29 protein-coding genes are annotated in these 25,740 nt (G+C 63.4%); 12 read left to right on the top strand and 17 right to left on the bottom strand.

Annotation, left to right across the window (positions count from 1 at the left end; translation table 11 throughout):
* The 4 genes from ACXJ7R_RS00625 to ACXJ7R_RS00610 all read left to right on the top strand — a co-directional run.
* Positions 1-2,065: acetate--CoA ligase family protein (locus tag ACXJ7R_RS00625; RefSeq protein WP_457150103.1), on the top strand; the 2,065-nt coding region annotated here is incomplete at its 5' end.
* On the top strand, positions 2,058-2,840 hold the full coding sequence (locus ACXJ7R_RS00620) for a carnitinyl-CoA dehydratase (protein WP_352628350.1): 783 nt from the start codon (positions 2,058-2,060) through the stop codon (positions 2,838-2,840). The genes ACXJ7R_RS00625 and ACXJ7R_RS00620, both read left to right, overlap by 8 nt.
* Before the next feature lie 9 nt (positions 2,841-2,849).
* A complete protein-coding gene (locus tag ACXJ7R_RS00615) occupies positions 2,850-3,788 on the top strand; it encodes an alpha/beta hydrolase (RefSeq protein WP_457150102.1) in 939 nt (312 codons plus the stop codon).
* A 131-nt stretch (positions 3,789-3,919) separates the two neighbouring features.
* Positions 3,920-4,240 (top strand): hypothetical protein, encoded by a 321-nt coding sequence (locus ACXJ7R_RS00610; RefSeq protein ID WP_457150101.1) that lies wholly within the window; start codon positions 3,920-3,922, stop codon positions 4,238-4,240.
* On the opposite strand, the gene dapA is transcribed toward ACXJ7R_RS00610, so the two are convergent.
* Positions 4,199-5,152 carry a 4-hydroxy-tetrahydrodipicolinate synthase gene (gene dapA / locus ACXJ7R_RS00605; protein ID WP_457150100.1) on the bottom strand — a complete coding sequence of 318 codons (954 nt, stop codon included), beginning with the start codon at positions 5,150-5,152 and terminating at the stop codon, positions 4,199-4,201. The genes ACXJ7R_RS00610 and dapA overlap by 42 nt on opposite strands.
* A gap of 94 nt (positions 5,153-5,246) precedes the next feature.
* Here dapA and ACXJ7R_RS00600 point away from each other — a divergent pair, with 94 nt between their 5' ends.
* Positions 5,247-5,657 (top strand): hypothetical protein, encoded by a 411-nt coding sequence (locus ACXJ7R_RS00600; RefSeq protein WP_457150099.1) that lies wholly within the window; start codon positions 5,247-5,249, stop codon positions 5,655-5,657.
* Complete coding sequence (locus tag ACXJ7R_RS00595; protein WP_457150098.1) at positions 5,657-5,854, top strand: hypothetical protein; 198 nt, start codon at positions 5,657-5,659, stop codon at positions 5,852-5,854. The genes ACXJ7R_RS00600 and ACXJ7R_RS00595 overlap by 1 nt, the downstream gene beginning before the upstream one ends.
* On the opposite strand, the gene ACXJ7R_RS00590 is transcribed toward ACXJ7R_RS00595, so the two are convergent.
* The 6 genes from ACXJ7R_RS00590 to ACXJ7R_RS00565 form a co-directional block, all read right to left on the bottom strand.
* Positions 5,842-6,033, bottom strand: coding sequence for a hypothetical protein (locus ACXJ7R_RS00590; RefSeq protein ID WP_457150097.1), 192 nt, complete (start codon positions 6,031-6,033; stop codon positions 5,842-5,844). The two genes, ACXJ7R_RS00595 and ACXJ7R_RS00590, sit on opposite strands and share 13 nt — an antisense overlap.
* Positions 6,034-6,235: 202 nt before the next feature.
* A complete protein-coding gene (locus ACXJ7R_RS00585; protein WP_457150096.1) occupies positions 6,236-7,891 on the bottom strand; it encodes an FAD-binding dehydrogenase in 1,656 nt (551 codons plus the stop codon).
* Between the two features lie 88 nt (positions 7,892-7,979).
* Positions 7,980-8,966 carry a Gfo/Idh/MocA family protein gene (locus ACXJ7R_RS00580; RefSeq protein WP_457150095.1) on the bottom strand — a complete coding sequence of 329 codons (987 nt, stop codon included), beginning with the start codon at positions 8,964-8,966 and terminating at the stop codon, positions 7,980-7,982.
* Between the two features lie 305 nt (positions 8,967-9,271).
* Positions 9,272-9,847 (bottom strand): YceI family protein, encoded by a 576-nt coding sequence (locus tag ACXJ7R_RS00575; protein WP_457150094.1) that lies wholly within the window; start codon positions 9,845-9,847, stop codon positions 9,272-9,274.
* 71 nt (positions 9,848-9,918) lie between these two features.
* Positions 9,919-10,497, bottom strand: a complete 579-nt coding sequence (locus tag ACXJ7R_RS00570; RefSeq protein WP_457150093.1) for a cytochrome b — start codon at positions 10,495-10,497, stop codon at positions 9,919-9,921.
* Positions 10,498-10,626: 129 nt separating this feature from the next.
* On the bottom strand, positions 10,627-11,517 hold the full coding sequence (locus ACXJ7R_RS00565) for a LysR substrate-binding domain-containing protein (RefSeq protein ID WP_457150092.1): 891 nt from the start codon (positions 11,515-11,517) through the stop codon (positions 10,627-10,629).
* A 175-nt stretch (positions 11,518-11,692) separates the two neighbouring features.
* Here ACXJ7R_RS00565 and ACXJ7R_RS00560 point away from each other — a divergent pair, with 175 nt between their 5' ends.
* Positions 11,693-12,688, top strand: coding sequence for an aldo/keto reductase (locus ACXJ7R_RS00560; RefSeq protein WP_457150091.1), 996 nt, complete (start codon positions 11,693-11,695; stop codon positions 12,686-12,688).
* 107 nt (positions 12,689-12,795) lie between these two features.
* Here ACXJ7R_RS00560 and ACXJ7R_RS00555 read toward each other — a convergent pair whose 3' ends face one another.
* From ACXJ7R_RS00555 to infC, 8 genes are all read right to left on the bottom strand, one after another.
* Entirely contained in the window at positions 12,796-13,398 is a 603-nt protein-coding gene (locus ACXJ7R_RS00555; protein WP_457150090.1) for a nucleotidyltransferase family protein, read from the bottom strand.
* A gap of 39 nt (positions 13,399-13,437) precedes the next feature.
* Positions 13,438-15,846, bottom strand: a complete 2,409-nt coding sequence (gene pheT, locus ACXJ7R_RS00550) for a phenylalanine--tRNA ligase subunit beta (protein WP_457150089.1) — start codon at positions 15,844-15,846, stop codon at positions 13,438-13,440.
* Entirely contained in the window at positions 15,843-16,265 is a 423-nt protein-coding gene (locus ACXJ7R_RS00545; RefSeq protein ID WP_457150088.1) for a GFA family protein, read from the bottom strand. Before ACXJ7R_RS00545 ends, pheT begins: the two co-directional genes overlap by 4 nt.
* Complete coding sequence (pheS, locus tag ACXJ7R_RS00540; RefSeq protein WP_095083151.1) at positions 16,262-17,347, bottom strand: phenylalanine--tRNA ligase subunit alpha; 1,086 nt, start codon at positions 17,345-17,347, stop codon at positions 16,262-16,264. The genes ACXJ7R_RS00545 and pheS overlap by 4 nt, the downstream gene beginning before the upstream one ends.
* Before the next feature lie 96 nt (positions 17,348-17,443).
* Complete coding sequence (gene rplT, locus ACXJ7R_RS00535) at positions 17,444-17,845, bottom strand: 50S ribosomal protein L20 (RefSeq protein WP_006201247.1); 402 nt, start codon at positions 17,843-17,845, stop codon at positions 17,444-17,446.
* Positions 17,846-17,938: 93 nt separating this feature from the next.
* The gene (rpmI, locus tag ACXJ7R_RS00530; protein ID WP_006201248.1) at positions 17,939-18,142 is read right to left on the bottom strand and encodes a 50S ribosomal protein L35; all 204 of its coding nucleotides are present in this window, start codon (positions 18,140-18,142) and stop codon (positions 17,939-17,941) included.
* Positions 18,143-18,370: 228 nt separating this feature from the next.
* Positions 18,371-18,997: a methyltransferase family protein gene (locus ACXJ7R_RS00525; RefSeq protein ID WP_457150087.1), complete on the bottom strand. Its 627-nt coding sequence runs from the start codon at positions 18,995-18,997 to the stop codon at positions 18,371-18,373.
* 266 nt (positions 18,998-19,263) lie between these two features.
* A complete protein-coding gene (infC, locus tag ACXJ7R_RS00520) occupies positions 19,264-19,800 on the bottom strand; it encodes a translation initiation factor IF-3 (RefSeq protein WP_457150104.1) in 537 nt (178 codons plus the stop codon).
* A 223-nt stretch (positions 19,801-20,023) separates the two neighbouring features.
* Between infC and ACXJ7R_RS00515 the strand changes: the two genes are divergently transcribed.
* Both ACXJ7R_RS00515 and ACXJ7R_RS00510 read left to right on the top strand, forming a co-directional pair.
* Positions 20,024-20,794: an alpha/beta hydrolase gene (locus ACXJ7R_RS00515; protein WP_457150086.1), complete on the top strand. Its 771-nt coding sequence runs from the start codon at positions 20,024-20,026 to the stop codon at positions 20,792-20,794.
* Positions 20,794-21,978 carry a benzoate/H(+) symporter BenE family transporter gene (locus ACXJ7R_RS00510; RefSeq protein WP_457150085.1) on the top strand — a complete coding sequence of 395 codons (1,185 nt, stop codon included), beginning with the start codon at positions 20,794-20,796 and terminating at the stop codon, positions 21,976-21,978. The genes ACXJ7R_RS00515 and ACXJ7R_RS00510 overlap by 1 nt, the downstream gene beginning before the upstream one ends.
* Before the next feature lie 152 nt (positions 21,979-22,130).
* Here ACXJ7R_RS00510 and ACXJ7R_RS00505 read toward each other — a convergent pair whose 3' ends face one another.
* Positions 22,131-23,144 (bottom strand): 1-aminocyclopropane-1-carboxylate deaminase, encoded by a 1,014-nt coding sequence (locus ACXJ7R_RS00505; protein ID WP_379101124.1) that lies wholly within the window; start codon positions 23,142-23,144, stop codon positions 22,131-22,133.
* A gap of 162 nt (positions 23,145-23,306) precedes the next feature.
* Here ACXJ7R_RS00505 and ACXJ7R_RS00500 point away from each other — a divergent pair, with 162 nt between their 5' ends.
* The 3 genes from ACXJ7R_RS00500 to ACXJ7R_RS00490 all read left to right on the top strand — a co-directional run bounded on the left by ACXJ7R_RS00500 (position 23,307) and on the right by ACXJ7R_RS00490 (position 25,337).
* Complete coding sequence (locus ACXJ7R_RS00500) at positions 23,307-23,771, top strand: Lrp/AsnC family transcriptional regulator (RefSeq protein WP_457150084.1); 465 nt, start codon at positions 23,307-23,309, stop codon at positions 23,769-23,771.
* Positions 23,772-23,997: 226 nt separating this feature from the next.
* On the top strand, positions 23,998-24,480 hold the full coding sequence (locus ACXJ7R_RS00495) for a DUF2852 domain-containing protein (protein ID WP_095083163.1): 483 nt from the start codon (positions 23,998-24,000) through the stop codon (positions 24,478-24,480).
* 98 nt (positions 24,481-24,578) lie between these two features.
* Entirely contained in the window at positions 24,579-25,337 is a 759-nt protein-coding gene (locus ACXJ7R_RS00490; protein ID WP_095083165.1) for a M48 family metallopeptidase, read from the top strand.
* 92 nt (positions 25,338-25,429) lie between these two features.
* Here ACXJ7R_RS00490 and ACXJ7R_RS00485 read toward each other — a convergent pair whose 3' ends face one another.
* Positions 25,430-25,648: a hypothetical protein gene (locus tag ACXJ7R_RS00485; RefSeq protein ID WP_095083169.1), complete on the bottom strand. Its 219-nt coding sequence runs from the start codon at positions 25,646-25,648 to the stop codon at positions 25,430-25,432.
* Positions 25,649-25,740: the final 92 nt, after the last annotated feature.

Here is a 25,740-nt window from a genome sequence, read left to right as displayed (position 1 = left end):
ACGTCTCCTGCGGCCGAAGTCGATCGCCGTCTTCGGCGGTGCGCAGGCTGCCGCCGTCGTCGCGCAATCGATCAAGATGGGCTTTGCCGGCGAGATCTGGCCGGTACACCCGACCAAGGACGAGGTGGCTGGCCGCAAGGCCTATCGTTCGGTGGCCGATCTGCCCGGCGCACCTGATGCCGCCTTTGTCGGCGTCAACCGCCACCTGACCATCGAGGTGGTCAAGGCGCTGGCCGAACGCGGCGCCGGCGGCGCCGTCTGCTTTGCCGCAGGCTTCCTCGAAACCGAGGCCTATGACGACGACGGCGAGCGGCTGCAGGCCGAGCTTGTCGCGGCGGCGGGCCAGATGCCGATCATCGGGCCGAATTGCTATGGCCTGATCAACTATACCGATGGCGCACTTTTGTGGCCCGACCAGCATGGCGGCATCAGGCTGGCCGAGGGCGGCAAAGGCGTGGCCATCATCACCCAATCGTCCAACATCGCCATCAACATGACGATGCAGAAGCGCGGCCTGCCGATCGCCTTCCTGATGACCGCCGGCAACCAGGCGCAGACCGGCCTGTCCGAAATGGCGCTCGGCCTGATCGAGGACGAGCGGGTCACGTCGCTCGGGCTGCACATCGAGGCGTTCGATTCGGTAGCCGGCTTCGAACGGCTGGCGGCCCGGGCACGCGAGCTGAAGAAGCCGATCATCGCCATGAAAGTCGGACGTTCCGAACAGGCGCGGCAGGCGACAGTCTCGCACACCGCCTCGCTGGCCGGCTCGGACGCGGCCTCGGGAGCCTTCCTGAAGCGCCTCGGCATTGCCCGCGTCGATTCCATTCCGGCCTTCATCGAGGCGCTGAAGCTGCTGCACGTCACCGGACCTTTGCCCGGCTATCGTCTGTCGTCGATGAGCTGTTCGGGCGGCGAGGCCTCCGTCATGGCCGACAGCGCCGAAGGCCGCTGGGTCAATTTCCCTGACCTGACCGGTTCGCACCGCGCTCATGTCAAATCGACGCTCGGGCCGCTGGTGGCGGTGGCCAACCCGCTCGACTACCACACCTTCATCTGGAACAACGAGCCGGCGATGACCGCCACCTTCACCGCCATGGTGTCGGGCGGCTTCGATCTCAACATGCTGGTGCTGGACTTCCCGCGCCCCGACCGCTGCTCGGACACCGATTGGTGGGCGACGTTGCGTGCCTTCGAATCGGCGCTGAAGACCAACAAGGCGCAAGGCGCAATCGTCTCCTCGCTGCCCGAGAACCTGCCGGAAGAATACACGGCCGGACTGATGGCGCGTGGCATGGTGCCGTTGTTCGGCATTTCCGAGGCCATGGACGCCGCCCAGGCGGCAGCCTTCATCGGCTGGGCGTGGCGCGAACCGCAGGCGCAGCCGATCGACACGTCCGCCTCCGGTGCGCCCGGTGGCGACCACATCACGCCCGACGAGGCCGAGGCGAAATCGCGGCTGATCAAGGCCGGCCTGCCAGTGCCCAAGGGCGAACGCGCCGCCAATGCCGTCGAGGCGGTGATCTCCTCGATGGCGCTCGGCTTTCCGGTGGCGCTGAAGGCGCTGGGCGTCACCCACAAGTCCGAGGTCGGTGCTGTCAGGCTCAACCTCAAGGACGCCGAATCCGTCAGCACGGCAGCGCATGACCTGCTGCCGCTCGGCACCGGCCTCTATGTCGAACGCATGGTGCGCGACGGTGTCGCCGAACTGATCGTCGGCTTCACCCGTGATCCGATGTTCGGCGCGGTGATGACGCTGGGCACCGGCGGCGTGCTGGTCGAGTTGTTGCGCGACAGCGTCACGCTGATGCTGCCGGCAACCCGCGATGACATCGAGGCGGCGTTGCGCGGCCTCAAACTGTTCCCGCTGCTCGAAGGCTATCGTGGCCGGCCGAAAGCCGACGTCGCCGCGGCCATCGAGGCTATCTCGGGCATTGCCGCCTTCGTGCAGCAGAATGCCGGCGAGATCGAGGAACTCGACATCAACCCGCTGATCGTCTGCACAGAGGGCAAGGGCGCCTGGATAGCCGACGCGCTGCTGGTGCTGGGAGACAAGAAGAATGTCTGACGTCATTTCGACCCGTCGCGAGGGCACCATCCTCGAGGTCACGCTCGACCGGCCCAAGGCCAACGCCATCGACCTCAAGACCTCGCGGCTGATGGGCGAGACGTTCAAGGCATTCCGCGACGATCCAAGCCTGCGCGTCGCCATCGTCAAAACCGCCGGCGACAAGTTCTTCTGCGCCGGCTGGGATCTGAAGGCGGCTGCCGGCGGCGATGCGGTCGACGGCGACTATGGCGTCGGCGGCTTTGCCGGGCTGCAGGAACTGCGCGACCTCAACAAGCCGGTCATCGCTTGCGTCAACGGCATGGCGGTCGGCGGCGGCTTCGAGCTGGCGCTGTCGTGCGACCTCATCTACGCCTCCGATCATTCCTCCTTCGCGCTGCCCGAGATCCGCGCCGGCACGCTGGCCGATGCCGCGACGATCAAGTTGCCAAAGCGCATCCCCTATCATGTCGCCATGGACCTTTTGCTCACCGGCCGCTGGATGGATGTCGCGGAGGCGCATCGCTGGGGTCTGGTCAACGAGGTGCTGCCCAAGGAGAAGCTCGAGGACCGCGTCTGGGAGATCGCCCGGCTGCTCGCCGGCGGCCCGCCGCTGGTGTTTGCCGCGATCAAGGAGACGGCGCGGGTGGCCGAGGCGCTCACCTTCCAGGACGCCATGAACAAGGTGACGCGCCGCCAATTGCCGACGGTCGATGCCCTCTATGGCTCCGAGGACAATATGGAAGGTTTTCGCGCTTTCGCCGAAAAGCGCGAGCCGGTGTGGAAGGGGAAGTAGTGGGGCCCCATGACCGACTACCAAGCCCTCATCGACGCCGAGACCTGGGCCTTCATCGAGCGAACCAATTCCTATTATCCGCCTGATACGATCGACTACACGATCGCGCAGCAGCGCGAGATCTATGACCGGATGTGCCGCGAGTTCTTTGCCGGCTACCCCGAGGGCGTTGCAGTCGAAACCTCTGCCATTGCAACGCCCACCCATGATATCCCGATCCGCATCTACCGAAGCGCGCCGCAGGCAGCGGCGACGGTGCTTTACTTCCATGGCGGCGGCTTCATCCTCGGCGGGCTGGACAGCCATGACGATGTCTGCGCCGAGCTCTGCGGCCGCACCGGCTATGAGGTGGTTTCGGTCGACTACCGGCTGGCGCCGGAGCACCTGCATCCGGCGGCCTTCGACGACGTGATGAGCGCCTTCGAATGGGCCACCGCCAATCGCGACCATCCCATCGTGCTTTGCGGCGACAGCGCCGGCGGCAATCTTGCCGCTGCCGTCAGCCATGCGACACGCGGCCATCAGCGCAAGCCGATCGGGCAGGTGCTGATCTATCCCGGGCTCGGCGGCGACCGCTCGCGCGGCTCTTATGTGACGCATGCCGAGGCGCCGATGCTGACCGTGCGCGACCTGGAATTCTACAAGAACGTCCGCACCGGCGGCGTGGATGGGACCGGTGACATCACGCTGTCGCCGCTCGCCGATGGCGACTTCGCCAATCTGCCGCCGACGGTGCTGATCACTGCCGAGTGCGACCCGCTGTCATCAGACGGCGAAGCCTATCGCGCACGCGTCGCCGCCGCCGGCGGACGGGCATATTGGTTCGAGGAACCTGGGCTGGTGCATGGCTATCTGCGAGCCCGGCACACGGTCGGCCGCGCCCGCGCCAGCTTTACGCGGATCGTCGATGCGGTAGCCGCTTTGGGAACGGGCGAATGGGTCCCCTGAGCGCCGTCATCCATATGCGGCGTATATAATTCAGGCCAAAACCTGCTCTCGAATTCCTATGCGGCCAGCGATTAAGTACTTCCGGGCCGCCGCTCGACGGCGGCCGGAACGACAGACTGGCTTCAAGGACCATGAGAACACATTCAGTCTGGCTGACCTCCAGGGTCAGCCGCAGGGTGCCTACGGAATATTTCGTCCTGGCAAACCTCAGAGAACAAGGCGCGATCATCGGCCGGCTCGCCGGCCATCCGATCGCCGATACGGTCATCGATGCGAGCRGATCCCGATATCGCTATGTCGGCGTTGCAACGCGCGACGCCGATGGGGGTTTCGATGTCGAAGCGCTGCGGGCTGGCGAATGGATCGTCCAACCGGGCCTGGTTTATGCCGCCGACGGCAAGGCCGCTCCATCAAAACCGCTGCTGAGCAGGCGCGACCGCAATCCGTCCTGATTGCATTGCGCTGGGTCCACCTTCGTTCAAAGTCACCATCGCCTCTCGAATTGCCGTCGCAGTTTCAGGACGGACAGGGGTCATTGGCAAGCGGACGTCCGGGCTCAGCCCCAGCGCCAGATGCAGGGCGTACTTGACCGGTACCGGATTGCTCTCCAGCTCGAGCGCCGCGATGAGTGGCCGCAAGCGATGATGGATGGCCCGAGCGGTGTGGTGGTCGTCTTGCCGGCAGGCATCATGCATCTCGACGCACAGTCGCGGGGCGACGTTGGAGACCACGGAGATCGTGCCACGCCCGCCCATCGAGTTGAAGCCGAAAGACGTGGAGTCGTGGCCGGACAGGCAAATGAAACGGCGCCTCAGCACGGCGGGCAGCGAGGACAGGCGGTTCACATCGCCAGTGGCGTCCTTGATGCCGACGATGGTTGGAATCTGCGCCAGGCGCTCGACCGTCTCCTGCGACAGGTCGACACCGGTCCGGGCCGGGACGTTGTAGACGATTATCGGTATCTTGACCTTGCTGGCGACCGCTTCGAAGTGGCGGAATATCCCCTCCTGGCTCGGCCTGTTGTAGTAGGGCGTGACGATGAGGGCAGCGTCGGCCCCGAAAGCCTCGGCGGCTGTCGAAAGAGCAATCGTCGTCTCGGTGCTGTTCGTCCCGGTGCCGGCGATGATCGGCACCCTGCCCGCGGCAATTTTCACGCAGAGCGCGATGATGTCGAGGCGCTCCTCCCACGATAAGGTCGGGGACTCACCGGTGGTGCCGCACGGCACCAGCCCGTTGATCCCTTGTTCGATCTGCCAGCGCAGCAGCGTGGTCAGTTGCTTCAGGTCGACCTCGCCGTCGGTGAATGGCGTTACCAGCGCGGTCATCGCTCCGGTCAGGCGCGTTCGTGCTTGTTCGGGTGTCATGGCAATCAAATTCTCCTTGGTGATTGTTTGAGGACGCCGCCTGTTCGACGTGCGTAAGAAGCAAAGCCGAGAGCACCGCTGCAGCCAGATCGGTATGTTCCGCTTCGGCTATGCAGGCGTTGCCCGGCGTCGCTACAGGCGGGGTTTGAATGGTGCAAAACCATCGCTCGCCGATCCTGCTGAGCGACGAAACCGAGCGCTCCGGTTTCGAGAGGGCGACGAGCAGGAGGACGGCGTCGAGCGTGGCGCCGGCCTCGACCAGGCCGGCAAACCGCCGGCCTTGCTGGGACGATCTGTCGAGCGACAGGCCGCGTGCGGCCTCCCACAGCTGGTGTTCGAGCAGCCTGCCGACATGCGGGAGACGATCGAACAATCCGGCCAGATCGGCAGTGTTGGACGTGTCCATGGTCAGACGTTCCGGAACGGTGAAAGCAGCCGGAAACAGGATCAGTTGAAGAGGGAAAGGCACACGCTTGCCGGGGCGAAGCGTATCGCGCCGGCCTGATGACCGCTTTCCATCGTGGCGAAACGAACAGCCGAGGTCCTGTCGGCGAAAACACCGCCGGTCATGCCTTCTTCGTCGCGCGCGATCCAGTGGCCTTCGCCGTCGCGCCCGACCACGAAACGGTGAAGGGCGTTTCCGTCAGAGGGGATATGAGAACGTTGCATGATAATCTTCTGCTTTGCGATCAGGAAACTTGAGCAGCGATGGTGGCGGCGACCAGCAAGCCGCCGGCGACCAGGAGCCACCATGTCGGAGTGAAGGGCGCGACCAGTCTGACCGGCCTGCGATTGTTGTTGGCAGCACGCCGCGCTTGCTCAAGCTGCGACGCCGGCAGCGGACGATGGGTGGGCAGATAGAGCCCGTCTGAGAGGAACATCGAAGACTTCTTTCTTTCTTAACTGTCGCCACGAGGTGGTGACTGCCTGCAGCGGCTCAGGACCGGCCGCACTCAGAAAGATAAAAGGATCCGCATTTGTATTCGAGGCGGCCGAAAACTGAAAAATATAAAAAAGTCATATGTTTATCGCCTGGGCGTATGTGGGACCCAGGGCTGGAAATCGGATCGCGTTGTCGCCGTTTCACGCCACTGCGGCGGCCGCCCGACCGGCGCTGCGGCCGGAAAAGATGCAGCCGCCGAGGAACGTGCCTTCAAGCGCCGCATAGCCATGCACACCGCCGCCACCGAAACCTGCGGCCTCGCCAACCGCATAAAGCCCCGCCACCGGCTGGCCGTCGGCACCCAGTACACGGCTGTCGAGATCGGTCTGCAGGCCGCCCAGCGTCTTGCGGGTCAGGATGTTGAGGCGGACCGCGATCAGCGGGCCGTTTGCCGGGTCAAGCATCTTGTGCGGCTTGGCCGTGCGGATCAGTTTGTCGCCAAGGTAAGCACGTGCACCGCGCAAGGCGGTGATCTGCATGTCCTTGGAGAACGGATTGTCGAGCTGCCGGTCGCGGGCCCGGATCTCGCGTTCGACCTTTGCGAGTTCGAGCAGCGGCTCGTCGCCGGCCAGCGCGTTCATGCGGGCGACCAGCGTCGACAGGTCGGCCTCGACAATGAAATCCTCGCCCCTCTCCATAAACGCCTTCACCGGGCCCGGAATGCCCGACGTGGCGCGGCCGAGCACCTGACGCCAGCTCTTGCCGGTCAGGTCGGGGTTCTGTTCGGAGCCCGACAGCGCGAACTCCTTCTGGATGATCTTCCTGGTCAGAATGAACCAGGAATAGTCGAAGCCGGTGCTCATGATGTGGTTGAGCGTGCCCAGCGTGTCGAAGCCGGGATAGAGCGGCACCGGCAAGCGCTTGCCCCTGGCATCGAGCCACAGCGATGACGGGCCGGGCAGGATGCGGATCGCATGATCTGTCCAGATCGGCGCCCAGTTCTTGATGCCCTCGACATAGTGCCACATGCGGTCGCGATTGATGATGCTACCGCCGGCCGCTTCGGTGATCGCCAGCATGCGGCCGTCGACATGATCGGGCACGCCCGTGATCATGCGCTTGGGTGCCGCGCCCAGCCGCTGCGGCCAGTTTTCCCGGACAAGCTGGTGATTGGCGCCAATGCCGCCGGAGGCGACGATCACGGTTTGCGCATGAAGCTCGAAATCGCCTGAAATGTCGCGCGGACTCTTGTGGCCACGCCCGACGGTGCTTGGCTGCAGGATGTCGCCGCGCACGCCGTCGACGGTGGCACCCGTGCGGGTCAATTCGTTGACCCTGTGGCGGAATTTGAAGCGGATCAGCCCGCTTTTCTCGGCTTCGCGGACGCGCTGGACGAAGGGTTCAAGCACGCCGGGGCCGGTGCCCCAGGTGACGTGAAAGCGCGGCACCGAATTGCCATGGCCGATGGCATTGCCACCGCCACGCTCGGCCCAGCCGACGACGGGAAAGAATTTCAAGCCGCGCTGTATCAGCCATGAGCGCTTCTCGCCGGCGGCGAAGCCGACATAGGCTTCGGCCCATTTGCGCGGCCAGTAATCTTCCGGGCGGTCGAAAGCGGCGGTGCCCAGCCAGTCCTCAAGCGCCAGGTCATGCGAATCGTGGATGCGCATGCGCCGCTGCTCGGGCGAATCGACGAGGAAGAGCCCGCCGAACGACCAGAACGCCTGGCCGCCGAGCGACTGTTCCGGCTCCTGGTCGACGATGACGGTTTTCTTGCCGGCCTCGGCAAGCTCGGCGGCGGCGACCAGCCCGGCAAGGCCGGCGCCGACAATGATCACGTCCGCATCGTCAGCCATCTTTCCCCTCCCCATTTGCCGGCTAAAGCAATTCCAGGAAAAGCGTGAATCGGTTTTCCGTCCGGAATTGCGTCGAACAAAGGGCTGGCTAAACGGCCTCCCAACCTTCCTTGCCGCCAGCGCGGAAGATGGCGTCGATGACCTTCTGGTTGAGCACGGATTCCTCCAGCGTGAAGACCCGCTCCTTGCCGCCCCGTGCGGCCCGCGCGAAGGTCTCGACCTCCAGCCGGTACTGCTGGGTGCCGGGAAAACGGAATACCTGCGCCTCCGTGTGGTTCTGGTTGTGCAGTTCGACGCGGTGATGGTCGTAGAGCCCGGCGTTGAAGGGCGAAAACACCTCGATGAACCCCTTCTCGCCATGGAACACCATGACCTGGCGCGCCGCCATCTGCGTCGACAGGTAGAAGGACAGCTCGAAGTCGCCGAAATCGGCGCGGATCGAGGAATAGATGTCGGTGCCGAATGTCTTGTCGCGCTCGATCGTCGCCTGGACGCGCAACGGCTCCTTGCCAGTGGAAAAGCGCGTCGAGACGGTCGGGTAGACGCCGATGTCGGGCAGCGCGCCGCCGCCGAGATCGAGCTTGTTGCGCATGTTGTCGGGGTCGACATTGTAATAGGAGAAGGCGCCCTGGACGTGGCGCAGGCGGCCGATGGCGCCGCTGGCGATGAGATCGCGCACCTTGATCCATTGCGGGTGGTAGATGACCATGAAGGCCTCGCAGACCAGCACCTTCTTGGCATCGCGCAGCTTGATCAGCGGCAGGATGTCCTTGGCGTCGAGCGCCAGCGGCTTTTCGACCAGCACGTGCTTGCCGGCCTCGATCGCCTTGGCCGCCCATTCGACGTGTTGGGAGGTCGGCAGCGGGATGTAGACGCCGTCGACCTCGCTGGAGGCGAGCAGGTCCTCATAGGAGCCGAAGGCATGGCGCGCGCCGAAGCGCTCGGCCAGGGCCTTGGCTTTCGACAGGTCGCGGCTGGCGATCGCCGACAGAACGCCGTTCTCCGCGTCGACCATTGCCGGCAACAACTGCTCGCGGCCGATCTTGGCCGTCGACAACACACCCCATCGGAACATCAGGCTTCTCCATAGCGATTGCAGGCGACGAGGTTTGCCCGAAATCTCAGGAAAAGCCAATTGGAGACTGGTTTCCTCGCCCTACGAAGTGGGGAGAGGTGGYCCGGCGAAGCCGGGACGGAGAGGGGCCTTCGTGGCGGGCTGGGAGTTTGCTGTTCAAGCGCTCCTTGTTGGYCCTCCATAGCCCGTCTCGTGCTCAGTCCCTTGGGTCCTGGCTTCGCGACCGTCGTCCCCCTCTCCGTCCCGGCTTCGCCGGACCACCTCTCCCCCGCTTTGCGGGGGCGAGGAAACCGCATCCTGCAAGCTCAGCTCCGTTTGCCAGTCAGCGTCATGTCGAAGGCGACGATGTTGGAATAGATCGGCGTGCCGACATCCATGCCGTAGCGTGACCTGAGCACCTTGCCGGTGACATGGAATTTTATCGTGCCGGCCTTGAGGTCGCCAAGCTGGGCCGTGAACTCTTCCGGAAACGTCTTGCCGCGCGCCGTCAGGCGGCCGCTGACGAGGGCCGTGGTGTCGCTTGTGCGGGTCACGCTGGTCGAGCGGAACCGGATCTCGGGGCTGTCGGCGGCGTCGAACACCGCGTCCGAGCGCAGGAAGGCATCGATGCGGCCCTGGCCGGTGCCGACGCTTTCGGGAAATATGGTGAAATTGACTTGCGAGCGGGCGACGTCGCTGTTGTCGATGCGGATCGAGCCCTTGAAGCGGCCGAAGGCGCCATCGAGGCCGCCGCCACCGACCTTGCCGATGGAAAAGTGGATCGAGGAGTTGGCCGGGCTGATCGCGTAACTGCCGGCGGCATCACCAAGCGCGATTGCCGCTGAAGCCGGCATGGCAAAGCAAACGGCGACCGCCGCAAATCCGAGGATACGCGTGTACATTGAGGTGTTCCTTGTTGTAGGCAGCGCATTTCCTGCGCGCCCTCACACAATGAACGAATGACCCGGCCGCTCTATTCCGCACTGTCCTCTGACGAAGGCGTGATCATGCGGGTGAGCACACCATCCTTGAGCTGGAAATGATGACGCAACGCCGCCGCGACATGCAGCACGACCAGGGCCATGCCGGCATAGGCGAGATACCAATGCGCTGACGTCCAGAAGCTTTCGGCCGCATCCGATTCGGCCAGCGGCAGGTTCGGCATGAGGAAAAGGTTGAACGGCAGGCTGGGGATCTCCAGCATCGACACCGACACCAGCGCCCAACCGGACAAGGGCAGGGCCAGTTGAAACGCGTAGAGCGCAATGTGAGCGAGTGGCGCGGCCCGTCGCTCCAAGGTTCCGACCGTGCGCGGCAGCGCCGGCGCTGCATTGCCGAAGCGCCAGGCGATGCGCAGGATCACCAGTCCGAGCAGCAGAAAGCCGAAGGATTTGTGCAGCTGGATCAGTTCGAAGGCAGTGCGCTGGCTGGTCAGCCGCACCATGATGAAGCCGAGCCCGAACTGGCCGATGAAGATCAGCGCAATCAGCCAGTGAAGAATGATCGCACCCCAGCCATAGCGGGTGGTGCTGTTGGTAATCGATGCCTGCATGGGACGTGAACGAATGCCGGGGGGACTTTCTTCCTTCGCTTCACCCTGCGCCCTACGAGATCCCCCGCTTCGCAAAAGCCGCCTTGCGGCAGTTGCTGCGCGACCCTCCCAACAAGGGCGAGGGTGAAGTTATCCGCTCACCTTGAAAAAATCGACGAAGGCGCGCAGCGCCGGCCGCATCTGGCGGCGGCTGGGATAGTAGACGAAGAACCCATCGAAAGGCGGGCACCAGTCCTCCAGCACGCGGATCAGTCGGCCGTCGGCGAGCGGCGTGGCGACATAATCCTCGAAGACAAAGGCTAGCCCGGCACCATCGACGGCCGTTTGGGTGATCAGATGGTCCTCATCAAGGACAAGCGGTCCCTGCACGGCCATCTCGATCGCCTCGCCGCCCTTCTCGAACTCCCACCGGTAGAGGATGCCACTGGAGAAGCGGAAGCGGATGCAGCGATGACCGGCAAGCTCACGCGGGTGGTGTGGCCTGGGCATGGTTTTGAAATAAGACGGCGCGCCGACCACCGCGCCACGAATGTCCGGCCCGATGCGCACCGCGATCATGTCGCGCTGCAAGCTCTCACCAAGTCGCACACCGGCGTCGAAACCACCTTCGACGACATCGGTGAAACGATCCTCGATGACGATCTCCAACACGATGTCGGGATAGACCGCCGCGAACGCACCGAGCCGTGGCGTCAACACCAGATGGGCGGCGGTGCGCGGTACGCTGAGCCGAAGATTGCCGGCCGGCCGGTCGCGCGCCTCGACCGCCGTCTCCAGTGCAAGGTCGATCTCGGAAAGTGCCGGCCGCAACCGTTCAAGCAGCTGCGCGCCCTCCTCGGTCGGGGCGACGCTGCGGGTGCTGCGGGCCAGAAGACGAACGCCCAGCCTCGCCTCCAGGCTGGACACCGCATGGCTGACCGCCGAAGGCGCGATGCCAAGTTCGCGGGCGGCCCCGCGAAAGCTGGCGCATCGGGCGACGGTGGCCAACACCACGAGTTGGGAGAGGTTCGTTCGATTCATTGATCTATTTCTTGGAACAAGCCGTGCAAAAGAGAGACGATTATCGAACGGAAAGCAAGGCGCTATCTCCCCATGCATGTCGCCCAAAAGCGCGCAGCGGTTTTGGGGGCAACGACATGCTTAAGACTTAAAGCGCGTTGTCGACGCGTTAAGCATCGCAACAAGGAGACGCGTGATGCAAACCCGCAAGCTAGGAACTGAATTGAACGTCTATCCCGTCGGCCTCGGCTGCATGGGCATGAGTTTTGTCTATGGCGGCCAGGCGGAGGCCGAGGCGATCGCCACCCTGCACCGCGCCGTCGAGATCGGCGTCAACTTCTTCGATACGGCGGAAGTCTATGGCCCCTACGAGAACGAGATCCTGCTCGGCAAGGCGCTGAAGTCGGTTCGTGACAAGGTGACCATCGCCACCAAATTCGGCTTCAAGATTTTGGAGGAAGGCACCGGCATCGACCGCATGGCCGGCGTCGACAGCCGCCCCGAACATGTCAAGGCGGTCGCCGAGGCGTCGCTGAAGCGGCTTGGCACCGATGTCATCGACCTCTACTACCAGCATCGCGTCGATCCCAACGTGCCGATCGAGGACACGGTCGGCGCCATGGCCGAACTGGTGCGCGAAGGCAAGGTGCGGGCGCTCGGCCTGTCGGAGGCGAGTGAGGCAACCATCCGCCGGGCGCATGCCGTGCATCCGATATCGGCCCTGCAAAGCGAATACTCGCTGTGGAGCCGTGATCCGGAAGACGAGGTGCTCGCCGTCTGCCGCGAACTCGGCATCGGCTTCGTCCCCTACAGCCCACTCGGCCGTGGCCTGTTGACCGGCACGATCGCCAAGCCCGAGACTTTGAGCGACGACGACTGGCGCCGTGGCCAGCCGCGCTTCCAGGCCGACGCCATGGCGGCCAACGCCGCTGTCATCGCCACGCTGGAGAAAATGGCGGCTGAAAAGGGCGTGACCTCGGCGCAGCTGGCGCTGGCGTGGGTGCTGCACCAGGGCGATTTCATCGTGCCGATCCCCGGCGCGCGGAAAATCCGCCATCTGGAACAGAACACGGCGGCGGCCGGGATCGAGCTGAGCGCGGCCGAAGTGCAAACGATCGGCGAGGCGCTGTCGCCGGATAAGGTGACCGGCAAGCGCTACACCGAGGAGTTGCTGGCGCTTGTGAATGGGTGAGCTTGGTCACCGCCGGATAGTTGAAAGGGGGCGCTGCGGCGCCTCCTTTTTGCACCGCGTGGAGGTGCGAGACGTTGGCGCGAAACACCCCCTCTGTCCCGCCGACATCACCAAGGATAGACAGTGATCTCCGGCCAGCAGGCCTTCGCACGCGCGCCCTTGGCCTCATGCGTCTGGCGGTTGTCCATCATCCGGTTCGGTGTGATGCGAAACGAGAAGATGTGGTCGAGGCCAAACGGCGCCACGAGGTCGAGCTGCCCATCCGCGTCGAAACGGACGCCGACCGCGTGGGTTTTGGAGGCGAAGTGGCGGACCGAGTCGCTGGAACTCGTGTAGCGCGGGCACGGCTGTCCGAACTTCAGGGGATACCAGAGATGGACTCGCGCCTGGTTGCGCACCTCGACCGGCAGCGGCAGTCCGGCGAAGACCGGAGCGGCAGCCGCGATCACTCCATCCTCAGCCTCATAGGAGAGGTCGCTGCCATCGAAGTAGAAAAGGTCGACATCCCTGACGCCGTAACCCGATGGCTTGCCGGTCAGCTCGTTCCAGACGGTGTTGTAGAGCGCGCCGGAGACCAGCAGCCAGTCGGGCAAGGCAAGACGCCGCGCCCGAGCCAAAGCGTCACTCAGCAACTCATCTCTCGACACGATGTCGAGAAACGCCGCACGTTGGGCTTCGAACGGGAGCCCTGAATAGCGCAAATGGTCCATCGCCCTTTGGAGGGCGATTCGCCACTTGCCCGCAATCCCTCAAGTCCTGAGTACGCCACCGGTCTGCTTGCCAACATTCTCGATGATGCGCTTGGCCAACGCTTCGAAATCTTCGTCGGTCAGCGTCTTCTCGACCGGCTGGATCGACACCTCGATGGCGATCGACTTCTTGCCTTCGCCGAGTGACGCACCCTCGAAAATATCGAAGACCGAGACAGCGGTGATCAGCTTCTTGTCGGCGGCTAGGGCGGCTCGCACCAGCGTGCCGGCCTCGACCGTCCTGTCGACGACGAAGGCGAAGTCGCGCTTGACCGCCTGGAAGGCGGACAGTTCGAGCTTCGGCTTGGTTTTGGTCGGCTTGGCCTTCGGCTCGGGCACGGCGTCGACAAACACTTCGAAGCCGCAGAGCGGACCGGAGACATCCAGTCCCTCAAGCGTCTTGGGATGGAATTCGCCGAAGGTGCCGAGCACGGTTTTCGGCCCGAGCTTGATCGTGCCGGATCGGCCGGGATGATACCAGGCCGGACCGCCGGCCTCGACCTGCAATCGGTCGACCGGTGCACCGCAGGCTTCGAGTGCGGCGATCGCATCGGCCTTGGCGTCGAACACGCCCACGGCGCCTGAATTGCCGGCCCAGTTGCGGCCGGAGCCGTCGAGCTTGGCGGTGCCGCGCCGGACCCCGGCGGCAACGCGCCGCTGCTGGTCGGCGCCGTCGCCCTCATAGGTGCCCGACACTTCGAACAAAGCGACGTCGCCGATGCCCCTGTCGGCATTGCGCTGGGCAGCGGCGATCAGCCCCGGCAGCAGCGACGGCCGCATGTCGGACATGTCGGCGGCGATCGGGTTGGCGAGCTTCAGTGCCGTCTGGCCGCCGCCGAACAGCTCGGCGTGCCTGGCCGGAATGAACGACCAGGTAATGGCCTCCATCATGCCGCGCACGGCAAGCGCGCGCTTGGCCGTGCGGGTGCGGACCTGCAGCGTGGTGAGGATCCTGGCATTGACTGCGTCATGCGCACCGAGCGGCTGCGGCGCGATGTTGTCGACACCGTGGATGCGCATGACCTCTTCAACCAGGTCGGCCTTGCTATCGACATCGGGGCGCCAGGACGGCACGGCGACGTCAACAACATCGCCCGAGCCCTGCGGCTTGAAGCCGAGGCGCGACAGGATATCAAGGCTTTCCGCCCTTGGCACCTCGATGCCCGTCAGCCGCTTCACTTCCGACAGCGGGAAAGAAACGATCCTGGGCTGGTGGCCGGCATAGCCGGTCACTTCGATCTCGGTCGGCGTGCCGCCGCAGAAATCGAGCACCAGCCTGGTCGCCAGCTCGACACCGGGCACCATGAATTCAGGGTCGACGCCGCGCTCGAAGCGGTAGCGCGCGTCGGTGATGATGCCGAGCGTACGGCCGGTGCGGGCAGTGGTGATCGGATCCCAAAGGGCCGATTCGATCAGCACGTCTGACGTGTTTTCGTCGCAGCCCGAATGCTCGCCGCCCATGATGCCGGCGATCGACTCGACGCCGTCCTCGTCAGCGATAACGCACATCTCCGGCGTCAGCGTGTATTCGCGGCCGTCGAGTGCCTGCACCTTTTCGCCATCGCGCGCCCGCCGCACGGTCAGATTGCCGGCGACCTTCCTGGCGTCGAACACATGCAGCGGCCGGCCGCGATCGAAGGTGACATAGTTGGTGATGTCGACTAGCGCACTGATCGGACGCAGCCCAATGGCGATCAACCGCTGCTGCAGCCATTTCGGCGATGGGCCGTTCTTGACGCCACGCACCAGCCGCAGCGCGAAACCAGGGCAGAGCTCTGGTGCTTCGATCGTGACCTTGACCGGCGTCTCGCCCTTGCCCGGGATCGCGTCGATCGCAGCGCTCTTCAACGTGCCAAGCCCGCTCGCCGCCAGGTCCCTGGCGATACCGTAGACGCTGGTGGCGTCCGGCCGGTTGGGCGTCAGGTTGATCTCGATGACCGGATCGTCGAGATGCGCATAGGCAGCGAAGCTGGTGCCGACAGGCGCATCCTCAGGCAGGTCGATGATGCCGTTGTGCTCGTCGGAAAGCTCCAGCTCGCGCTCCGAACACATCATGCCATGGCTTTCGACGCCCCTGATCTTGCCGACCGTCAGCGTCACGTCGATGCCGGGCACATAGGCGCCGGGCGCGGCAAAGGCGCCGATCAGGCCCGCGCGGGCGTTCGGCGCGCCGCAGACGACCTGCACCGGTGGCTTGCCGTCGCCTGTGTCGACGGTGAGCACGCGCAGCCGGTCGGCATCGGGATGCTGCACCGCCGTCAACACCCTGGCGATGACGAACGGTTTCAGGCTCGACTTGTCGTCGACATGCTCGACTTCGAGGCCGATCGAGGTCAGCCGCTCGACGATTTCGTCGAGGGTGGCGTCGGTCTCGAGGTGATCCTTGAGCCAGGAGAGGGTGAATTTCATGGGACTGTTCCGTCTGGTCTTTTGACGCTTGTTTTCAGATGTCTCGGCAGATCGTCTGATATGTGCAGGAATGGAAGCTGCTCGCTGACATAGGCATGCAGCGTCGGCGGGAAATCGGCCGGCATATCCATGGCGCCGAGCGTGAAATAGATGACGTCCTCCAGCCGCTCGTCGACATAGGCGATCGGCGAGCCGCAGACGCCGCAGAACGAGCGCGTCACCGGCCCGTTCTCATACATCTTCAGCGCCTTGCCGGTGAACGCCACCTGACCGACCAGGAAGCCGACAAAGGCCGATACCGGCGCGCCGCTCGCCCGCCGGCAATCGCCGCAATGACAATAGCTGACGTGGTGCGGTCCGGCCGAGGCCTCGAACCGCACGGCGCCGCAGCGGCAGCCGCCGGCGTGGGCGGCTGTCATGCGCTCAAGCCTCCGAACAGCGTCGGCATGTCGAGCGGCCTGAATCCGTAATGTGACAGCCAGCGCACGTCGGCATCGAAGAAGGCGCGCAGGTCCGGCATGCCGTATTTCAGCATGGCGATGCGGTCGATGCCCATGCCCCAGGCAAAGCCCTGGTATTCGTCCGGGTCGAGCCCGCCATGGCGCAGCACATTGGGATGCACCATGCCGCAGCCGAGGATCTCCATCCAGTCGGAGCCTTCGCCGAAGCGCACCTCGCCGGGCCGCGAACGGTCGCACTGGATGTCGACCTCGAGGCTCGGTTCGGTGAACGGGAAGAAGGACGGCCGGAACCGCATCTTGACCGAGGGCACTTCGAAGAAGGCCTTGCAGAACTCCTCCAGCACCCACTTCATGTTGGCGACGTTGGCCGTCTTGTCGATCACCAGCCCCTCGACCTGATGGAACATCGGCGAGTGGGTGGCGTCCGAATCCTGCCGGTAGGTCTTGCCCGGAATGACGATGCGGATCGGCGGCTTCTTCGTCTCCATGGTTCGGATCTGCACCGGCGAGGTGTGGGTGCGCAAAAGCTTGCGCTCGCCCTTCTCGTCCGGCTGGAAGAAGAAAGTGTCGTGCATCTCGCGCGCCGGATGGCCTTCGGGGAAATTCAGCGCGGTGAAATTGTAATAGTCGGTCTCGATGTCCGGGCCTTCGGCGATCGAAAAGCCGAGGTCGCCGAAGATCGCTGCGATCTCGTCGATGACCTGGCTGATCGGATGGATGCGGCCGCGTTCGGCGGGCGACTGCCGCACCGGCAGCGTCACGTCGACCTTTTCGGCGGCCAGGCGGGCGGTGATCGCCACATCCTTCAGCTCGGCCCGACGCAGCGAGAGTGCATCGGTGACGCGGTTCTTGAGGCCGTTGATAACAGGGCCCTTGAGCTGGCGCTCCTCGGCGCTCATCGCGCCTAGCGTCTTCAGCATCTCGGAAACCGAGCCCTTCTTGCCCAGCGCAGAAACGCGTACCGCCTCGATCGAGGCCTCGTCCGCGGCCGATGCGATATCAGCCATCAGGGAATTTTCGAGAGTTTCCATGTCACTCATGTTCCAGACCCGACAAAAGGCATAAGAAAAACCCGCGCCAGCCGTGCCAGCGCGGGTTCCCCAAATCAGAATTTCGAATGCTTGGGAAGCGCTGGCTTAGGCGACAGCGCTTTCAAAAGCGTTCGGCGTGGTGTTCTTCAGATATTCGAGCGCAACCTTGGCCTTGGCCACGAGTGCGGCGAAAGCCTGCGGYTCATGGATGGCCATGTCCGACAGGATCTTGCGATCGATCTCGATGCCGGCCTTGTTGAGTCCGTCGATGAAGCGGCCATAGGTCAGGCCGTGCTCATGGGTCGCGGCGTTGATGCGCTGGATCCACAGGGCGCGGAACGAGCGCTTGCGGTTCTTGCGGTCGCGGTAAGCGTACTGCAGCGACTTTTCCACCGCCTGCTTGGCGATGCGGATGGTGTTCTTGCGGCGGCCGTAGAAGCCTTTGGCGGCTTTCAGGACCTTCTTGTGCTTGGCGTGCGAGGTGACGCCTCTCTTTACGCGTGCCATGTCATGATCTCCTTAAAAGCAATTCCAGGAAAAGTGCCTAGCGGTTTTCCGTTCGGAATTGCGTAAAACAAATGCGTGTCCGGACCGAATGCCTTAGAGGCCGTTCGGCAGAAAATTCTTGATGACCTTCTTGCCATCCGGTTCAGCCAGAACCATCGTGCCGCGGGCATTTCGAATGAACTTGTTGGAACGCTTGATCATGCCGTGACGCTTGCCGGCCGCAGCCGACAGGACTTTACCCGTACCTGTGATCTTGAACCGCTTTTTGGCGGCGGACTTGGTCTTCATCTTGGGCAYTTTGCTACTCCGTTTCTATGAGGTCGCTGTCCGTGCCTCTGGCACGCAGCACCTCTTGTTTTGTTCGCTTCAGGCCGACCAAAGCCCGAAAAGCAAATGAAACCGCCACGGCATGCCCTGCCGGGCGGTTTTTTTGGAACGCGGTCCTATACGTCAAAGCAGGCGGCTGTGCAACACCCACTGCGCCGCTCGTTGCCGGAACGTTGGGACGCGACGCGCGGCCCTCGATCAGGGAAGTGTGAACCAGACCGGCAGCATGCCCGACTGCTGGGCGCCGTCGATCAGTTCGAAGGCCGGCAGCGCCATCAGGAACACCAGGCCATCGAGCAGCGTGGTCAACAGCAGGCGCGGCTTGAAGCTGCCCGTGTCACCCTCCTGGTAAAGGGAAAGGTTCGGAAAGAAGCGCGGCACCCTCGCCAGATAGGCCTGATAGGGTGCACCAAGCGCTTCCTTGAGGAATTTCTCCTCGCGAAGGATGACGATATGGAAGGCACCCGCGCACAGCACAGCAAAGAGAATGATGCCGGAGAACGAACCTATCTGCGCGCCGACGCCGGCCGCGGCCACGGTCGAGAACACATAGAGCGGATTGCGGGTCATCGAATAGGGTCCGCCCGTCACAACTTCGGAAGATTTGCGCCCGCCTATGTAGAGCGTCGACCAAAGGCGGCCCACGATGCCGAGAAAAATCAGCAGCACGCCGAACATCTCGATCGTCTCATGCATCGCGGTATCGGGCGGGAAGGTCGATTGGCCAAACAGCAGCGCGGAGAACAACACGACCACGAGCACGGCAAGCACTATTCTGCGCGTGCGCTGGTAGTTACCCAGCCCGTATTTGAGTTCTTTGTCCAAGGGAGGTATCCGATCGTCGAGGAGCCTAATGCATGTCGCCCAAAAGTGGCCCCGGTTTTGGGAGGACGACATACATGAAAACAGAACCGGCGATCGCAGCTGTGGCCAGTAAGCAGGCGTCCCGCCGATCGCCGGGACGCCCTGTACTACAATTCAGGCGGATTTAGAGCGCGGTGACCAAGCTTGACGTCATCGTGATCTCGATGTGTTGACGTTCAGGTGATGCCGGCCTGCAAACGGCGCCTGACCACAATCTCACTGCACCCCTAGCGCGGCGCCAGCACCATCATCATCTGGCGGCCTTCGAGCTTCGGTTCCGCTTCGACCTTGGCAATGGTCGCCACTTCCTCGCGAACCTTGTTCAAAAGCTGCATGCCGAGTTCCATATGCRCCATCTCGCGGCCACGGAAACGCAAAGTCAGCTTGACCTTGTCGCCCTCCTCGAAGAAGCGGCGAACCGCCTTCATCTTGGTCTCGTAGTCATGGCTGTCGATGTTGGGGCGCATCTTGATCTCCTTGATCTCGATGACCTTCTGGTTCTTGCGCGCCTCGGCCGCCTTCTTCTGGTTGGCGTATTTCAACTTGCCGAGATCGAGGATTTTTACGACGGGGGGCACCGCATTGGGCGATATCTCGACAAGATCGAGCCCAGCCTCTTCGGCGAGCAGCAATGCGTCGTTGATTGAAACATCGCCGCGGTTCTGGCCTTCGGCGTCGATAAGCTGGACCCGGGGAACCCGGATGTCACGGTTGGAGCGCGGGCCATCCTTGGTCGGCGCCGCTGCTTTGAAAGGTCTGCGAATGGTCGTGGTCTCCTTGGCCGTTTCGTTCAGGGTTTGCGGATATTGATGCGTGGACGCGCCAATGTGGTAAGCGCGCGGGCGAAGTCAATAGCACAGCATTGACAGGAAATCACCCTGATCACTGCCCTGCACCAAACAAAGAACCATCGCGAGCACTTTTCGCCACGCCACTGGCTGTGCCACAAGACGCCGTGCGCCAAAAGACGGGCGCGAGGAAGCAACCATGACCGACACGCCTCCTGTCTTTCTGGATGTCGACGGATCGAGCATCGCGGTGCGCCATACGACAGGTGCCGCGCCCGGCATCGTCTGGCTCGGCGGCTACAAGTCCGACATGCTGGGCACGAAGGCGCAGACGCTGTCGGACTGGACGGCAAGAGAAGGCCGCGCCTTCGTGCGCCACGACTATTCCGGTCATGGCGAATCCGGTGGCGCCTTTGCGGACGGCACCATTTCGAAATGGCTTTCGCAGAGCCTCGCCGTGTTCCGGCATTTCACCCAGGGCAAGCAGATCCTGGTCGGCTCCTCGATGGGCGCCTGGATTGCGCTGCGCATGGTGCAGGAATTGCACAAGGCCGGCGACAGCAATGTCGCGGGTCTGGTGCTGCTGGCGCCGGCGCCCGATTTTACCGCTGAGCTGGTCGAGCCGGCGCTGACCAAGGCGCAGAAGCGCGCGCTCGCCGAAAAAGGCTTCTTCGAGGAGCCGTCGGACTATTCCGCCGAGCCTTACATCTACACAAGCGCGCTGATCGAGGATGGGCGCAACAACCTGGTGATGACAGGCCCGATCGACACGCATTGCCCGGTGCACATATTGCAGGGGCTGGCCGATGCGGACGTGCCGGCAAGCCACGCGCTGAAGCTGGTCAGCCGGCTGCCGTCCGACGACGTGACCCTGTCGCTGATCCCCGAGGGCGACCACCGCCTGTCGCGTCCCCAGGATCTCGACATGTTGGTGCGGGCAGTCGACGCCATGGCGCAGAGGGGAAACTGATGCGCATCTCCATTCCGATATCCGCCTTTGTCGCGGCAATCGTCGGCTTCGGCGGCACGCTGGCCATCGTCATCGCTGCCGCCAAGGCGGTCGGCGCGACACAGATCGAGACCGCGAGCTGGGTGACGGCGATCTGCCTGGCGATGGCAATCGAATGCCTGTGGCTGTCCTGGCGCACGAAGATGCCGGTCATCACCGCCTGGTCGACACCGGGCTTGGCGCTGATCGCCGCGTCGAGCAGCTTCTCGATGGGCGAAGCGGTCGGCGCCTTCATCGTCACCGGCATCCTCTTGATCGCCACCGGCCTGTTCGGACCGCTGACACGGCTGATCGCCAGGATCCCGCCGTCAGTGGCATCGGGCATGCTGGCCGGCATCCTCGTCAGCTTCGCCATCAACGCGATTAAGGCCATCCCCGCCGATCCCTGGCTGATCCTGCCGCTGATCGCGGCCTTCTTCGTCATTCGCCTGTTCAATCCGGCGGTGTCGGTGCTGGTGGTGCTGATCGGCGGCGGCCTCGCCGCTTTCTTGACCGGCCGCGTCGGCGGCTTGCCGACACCGGAACTATCGACGCTGACGCTGATCGCGCCGCACTTCAGCGTCGCCGCGACCATCGGCCTGGCGCTGCCGCTCTACCTCGTCACCATGGCTTCCCAAAACCTGTCCGGCCTCGCAGTGCTGCGCGCCGCCGGCTATCTCCCGGAGCCCGGCCCGCTGATCGGCGTCACCGGCCTGCTTTCGCTGCTGTCGGCGCCGTTTGGCGGCTCGACCACAAATCTGGCGGCGATTTCGGCGGCGATCTGCACCGGGCCGGACGTCCACCCCGACCCCGCCGAGCGCTGGAAGACCGGCCCGTTCTATGCGCTCGCCTATCTTGTCTTCGCCGTCTTCGGTGCCTCGCTGGTAGCGATCTTCGCCGTCCTGCCGCAGAGCCTGATCGTGCTGGTGGCGGGTCTCGCGCTGATGGCGCCGCTTGCCAACGCCCTGTCGATCGCGCTCAAGGACGAAGATCACCGTATGGCCGCCACCGTCACCTTTGCCGTCACCGCTTCGGGTTTGACGCTGTTCGGCGTCGGTGCGGCATTCTGGGGCCTGGTCGCCGGGGTGGTCGTGCTTTTCCTCGAAGAACTAAAAAAGCGGCAATCATTTCAGCCGCTTGTCCGGATTTGGCGGACATTGTCCTGAATCGCCGATTCCACGCAGCTGGAACTGGCTGTCCCTGGACGCCGGCGACCGCACCAAGGATCAGCACGAGTTCGACGGCTTCGTGGCCCACCGCAATATGCTGCGGCGGGCGGGATAGTCGTCAGAGGTCAGCTGCCACGTCCTTCGGGCATTCAGCCATTGCGAAACGTATAAGCATAGCCGTTGATGGCTGGAGCGCCGCCAAGGTGGGCGTAAAGCACCTTCGACCCTTCTGGGAAATAGCCCTTCCTAACGAGGTCGATCATGCCCTGCATGGATTTTCCCTCGTAGACAGGATCGGTGATCATGCCTTCAAGGCGCGCGCAGAGACGGATCGCTTCCTTCGTCTCCTGCGAGGGCACGCCGTAGACCGGGTAGGCATAATCCTCGATGAGGATCACATCGTCTTCACTGAGTTCCTTGCCGAGTTCGACCAGCGTCGCCGTGGTCCGCACGATGTCCAGCACTTGCGCTTTGGTCTGCGCCGGGGTGCAGGATGCGTCGATGCCGATTACCTTGCGCTCGCGACCGTCCTTGGCGAAGCCGACCACCATGCCGGCATGGGTCGAGCCGGTGACGGTACAGACGACGATGTAGTCGAAGGCAAGGCCGAGTTCCTTCTCCTGCGCGCGCACCTCTTCGGCGAAGCCAACATAGCCCAGGCCGCCATATTTATGCACCGAAGCCCCGGCCGGAATCGGATAAGGTTTGCCGCCTTTGGCTTTCACATCGGCGATCGCCTGTTCCCAGCTTTCCCTGATTCCGATGTCGAAGCCCTCATCGACCATCTGGACATCGGCGCCCATAATCCGGCTCAAAAGGATGTTGCCGACGCGGTCATAGACGGCGTCCTCGTGGGGCACCCAGCTTTCTTGCACGAGGCGGCATTTCATGCCGATTTTCGCCGCCACGGCTGCCACCATGCGCGTATGGTTGGATTGTACGCCGCCGATCGAAACCAGCGTGTCGGCGTTTGAGGCGATCGCGTCCGGGATGATGTATTCGAGCTTGCGCAGCTTGTTGCCGCCGAAGGCGAGGCCGGAATTGCAATCTTCCCGCTTGGCGTAGAGATCGACCTTGCCGCCGAGATGAGCGCTGAGCCGATCCAGTTTCTCGATATGGGTCGGTCCAAATGTGAGCGGATAGCGTTCGAACTTCTCCAACATGAGAGATCCTCCTCTGATTGTGATTTTGATGCTGGAAACACTATCAGTTTTCTCCTGAAAGGTGCTCTCAAAGATCGAGTGGAAAATGCCGGAAATCCAACTTTCCGGCGCCAAAATGCTATATTGCTTCGATGACTTGCCCCAATAACGGAAGAATCTTCCATGAAAGCATCACTCGACCGGATCGACCTCAAAATGCTCCGCCTGCTCCAGGACAATGGGCGGCTGACCAATGCGGAGTTGGCGCAGTCGGTTGTTGTCAGCCCGGCGACGTGCCACCGCCGCACCCAACGCTTGTTCGATGAAGGCTACATCAGCCATGTCAGGGCAGTGGTGACACCGCAGAAGGTCGACAGAGGCGCGCTGGTGATGGTTGGCGTCGTCCTCGACCGCTCGACCCCGGAAAGTTTCGCGGAATTCGAGAAGGCAGTCGCGAAACTGAAGTTCATTCTTGATTGCCATCTGGTCGCAGGCGACTTCGACTATTTTCTGAAGATCAGGGTCGGCGACATGGCGGACTTCAACCGGATCCACGGGGATCAGTTGATCGCATTGCCCGGCGTTCGCCAGACGAGGACGTTCTTCGTCATGAAGGAGGTCGTCGACAACGCGCCACTGGATTTTTGAAAGGAATGGGTTCCCCGCCGAAGCATCAAACCACAGCACCGCCGGCGGCATTGCCACTGTTCCTCATGGCCGGTCGTGCTTTTCTTCGATACGCTCGAAAAGCGATAATCATTTCATGAGCTTGTCCGGTTTTGGCCGATATTGTCTTGAATCGTCGTTTTCTCCTTCCCATTTCGATTCCACGCAGCCGGATCTTGGCTGTCTCCAACCGAAGGAATGGGAGAAAATKAACACATCTGCATTGATCCGCCCGGCCTGGACGCCGGCAACCATCGCGTTGATGGTGATCGGTTTCATGGTGTTCTGGCCACTCGGCTTCGCCATGCTTGCCTACATCATCTGGGGCGACCGCCTCGATGGTTTCAAGCGTGACGTCAACCGCGCCACCGACGGCATCTTCGCCGGCTGCCGCCGCGGTTCCGACAAGGCGGCGCGCTGGGGCCACGGCTCCGCCCGCACCGGTAATGTCGCTTTCGACGACTGGCGCGAAAAGGAACTGGAGCGCCTCGCCGAGGAACGCCGCAAGCTCGACGAGATGCTGACCGAGTTCGACGACTACGCCCGCGAATTGCGCCGTGCCAAGGACCAGGATGAGTTCGACCGCTTCATGGCCAACCGCAACAAGTCGACGGCGCCGACGAAGACCGACCCGAGCACCGGGACGACAACCACCAAGCGTGGCAAGGGCTCGAACCTGCTTGACGACTGAGGCCCGGCGACAGGCCAAGGTATGATGACGGCGTCGCGCGAGCGGCGCCGTTTCTTTTTTGTTCTATTCGTTTTTCTCGAATCGCGTATCGTCCCGCCATGACCCTCGGATTCTTCCGCAATCTGACAAAGCCCAAGGCCACGCCCGTCGTGGAGCGCGAATATTGCGTCGCCGGCCGTACCTTGCCGCTCAAGATCGTCGAGAACGACCGCGCAAGGCGGCTGACGCTGCGCATCGATTCGGGCGGTAAGGGCCTGCGCATCACGGTGCCGCCAGGCCTGCGCCGCGGCGAGGTGGAGAAGTTCCTCGACCGTCACCAGGACTGGTTGGAGCAGCGGCTGGCCAAGGTACCGGCCCGGCCGCAGGTGCGGCCGGGCATCAAGATCCCCGTACGCGGCGTGCCGCACCGCATCGTCCATGAGCCTTCGAAGCGCGGCACGGTGACCATATCCAGCGACGAGCGCGGTCCGTTGTTGATCGTGCATGGCGACCGCGTGCACCTGCCGCGCCGCATCGCCGATTTCCTCAAGCGCGAGGCCAAGCGCGAGATCGAGAAGCTGGTGGGCAAACACACGCTGGCGCTGGGCAAGCGCGCCAAGGCGATCCGCTTCAAGGACACGTCGAGCCGCTGGGGCTCCTGCACCTCCGACGGCAATCTGTCGTTTTCCTGGCGCATCATGATGGCGCCGTCGCCTGTCATAAACTACCTCGTCGCGCATGAAGTGGCGCATCTCAAGGAGATGAACCACGGCCCGAAATTCTGGAAACTGTGCGAACAGCTTTGCCCCGACACCGAGCGCTGCAAGGCCTGGCTGAAGCGCAATGGCGGCGCGCTGCAAGCGATTGCGTTCGAGTAGGGCCTGCGTAAGGGCGGCGGAGAAGACTGTCAGTAGCGATCCTTCCCACCCCCTGGGCGGCCGGCGTTTACGCTCTTACCGGCCGCACGAGCTCAATCGTCATTCGCCGCGTTGAGCTCCTCCGGTCGCAGTCCCTCATCACCATGATGCGGCCACGGCAGGAAGTTGCTGTCGAACTTATCGCCGCCGAAATAATCCAACGCGCGATGGGCTTCCGCGCCGTTGAAGGCGGCCTTGTCCATCAGATGGGCGATGACCTCGCGCGCCTGCGCGATCTTCTGCCTGAGTTCGGCAACGGTTCTGTCAGCCATGGTCTTGCTCCCGCCTTGTGTCCCTGTCCTTCAATAGGTAGCGCCTTTGGCCTTGCCGGCAAACAGCATGCTTTTTCTCGACTCTTGGCGCT

It is taken from the genome of Mesorhizobium sp. P5_C1, assembly GCF_054049815.1.
Note: the sequence above shows the minus strand (reverse complement) of the source record. Positions and strands in the feature narration are given on the sequence as shown.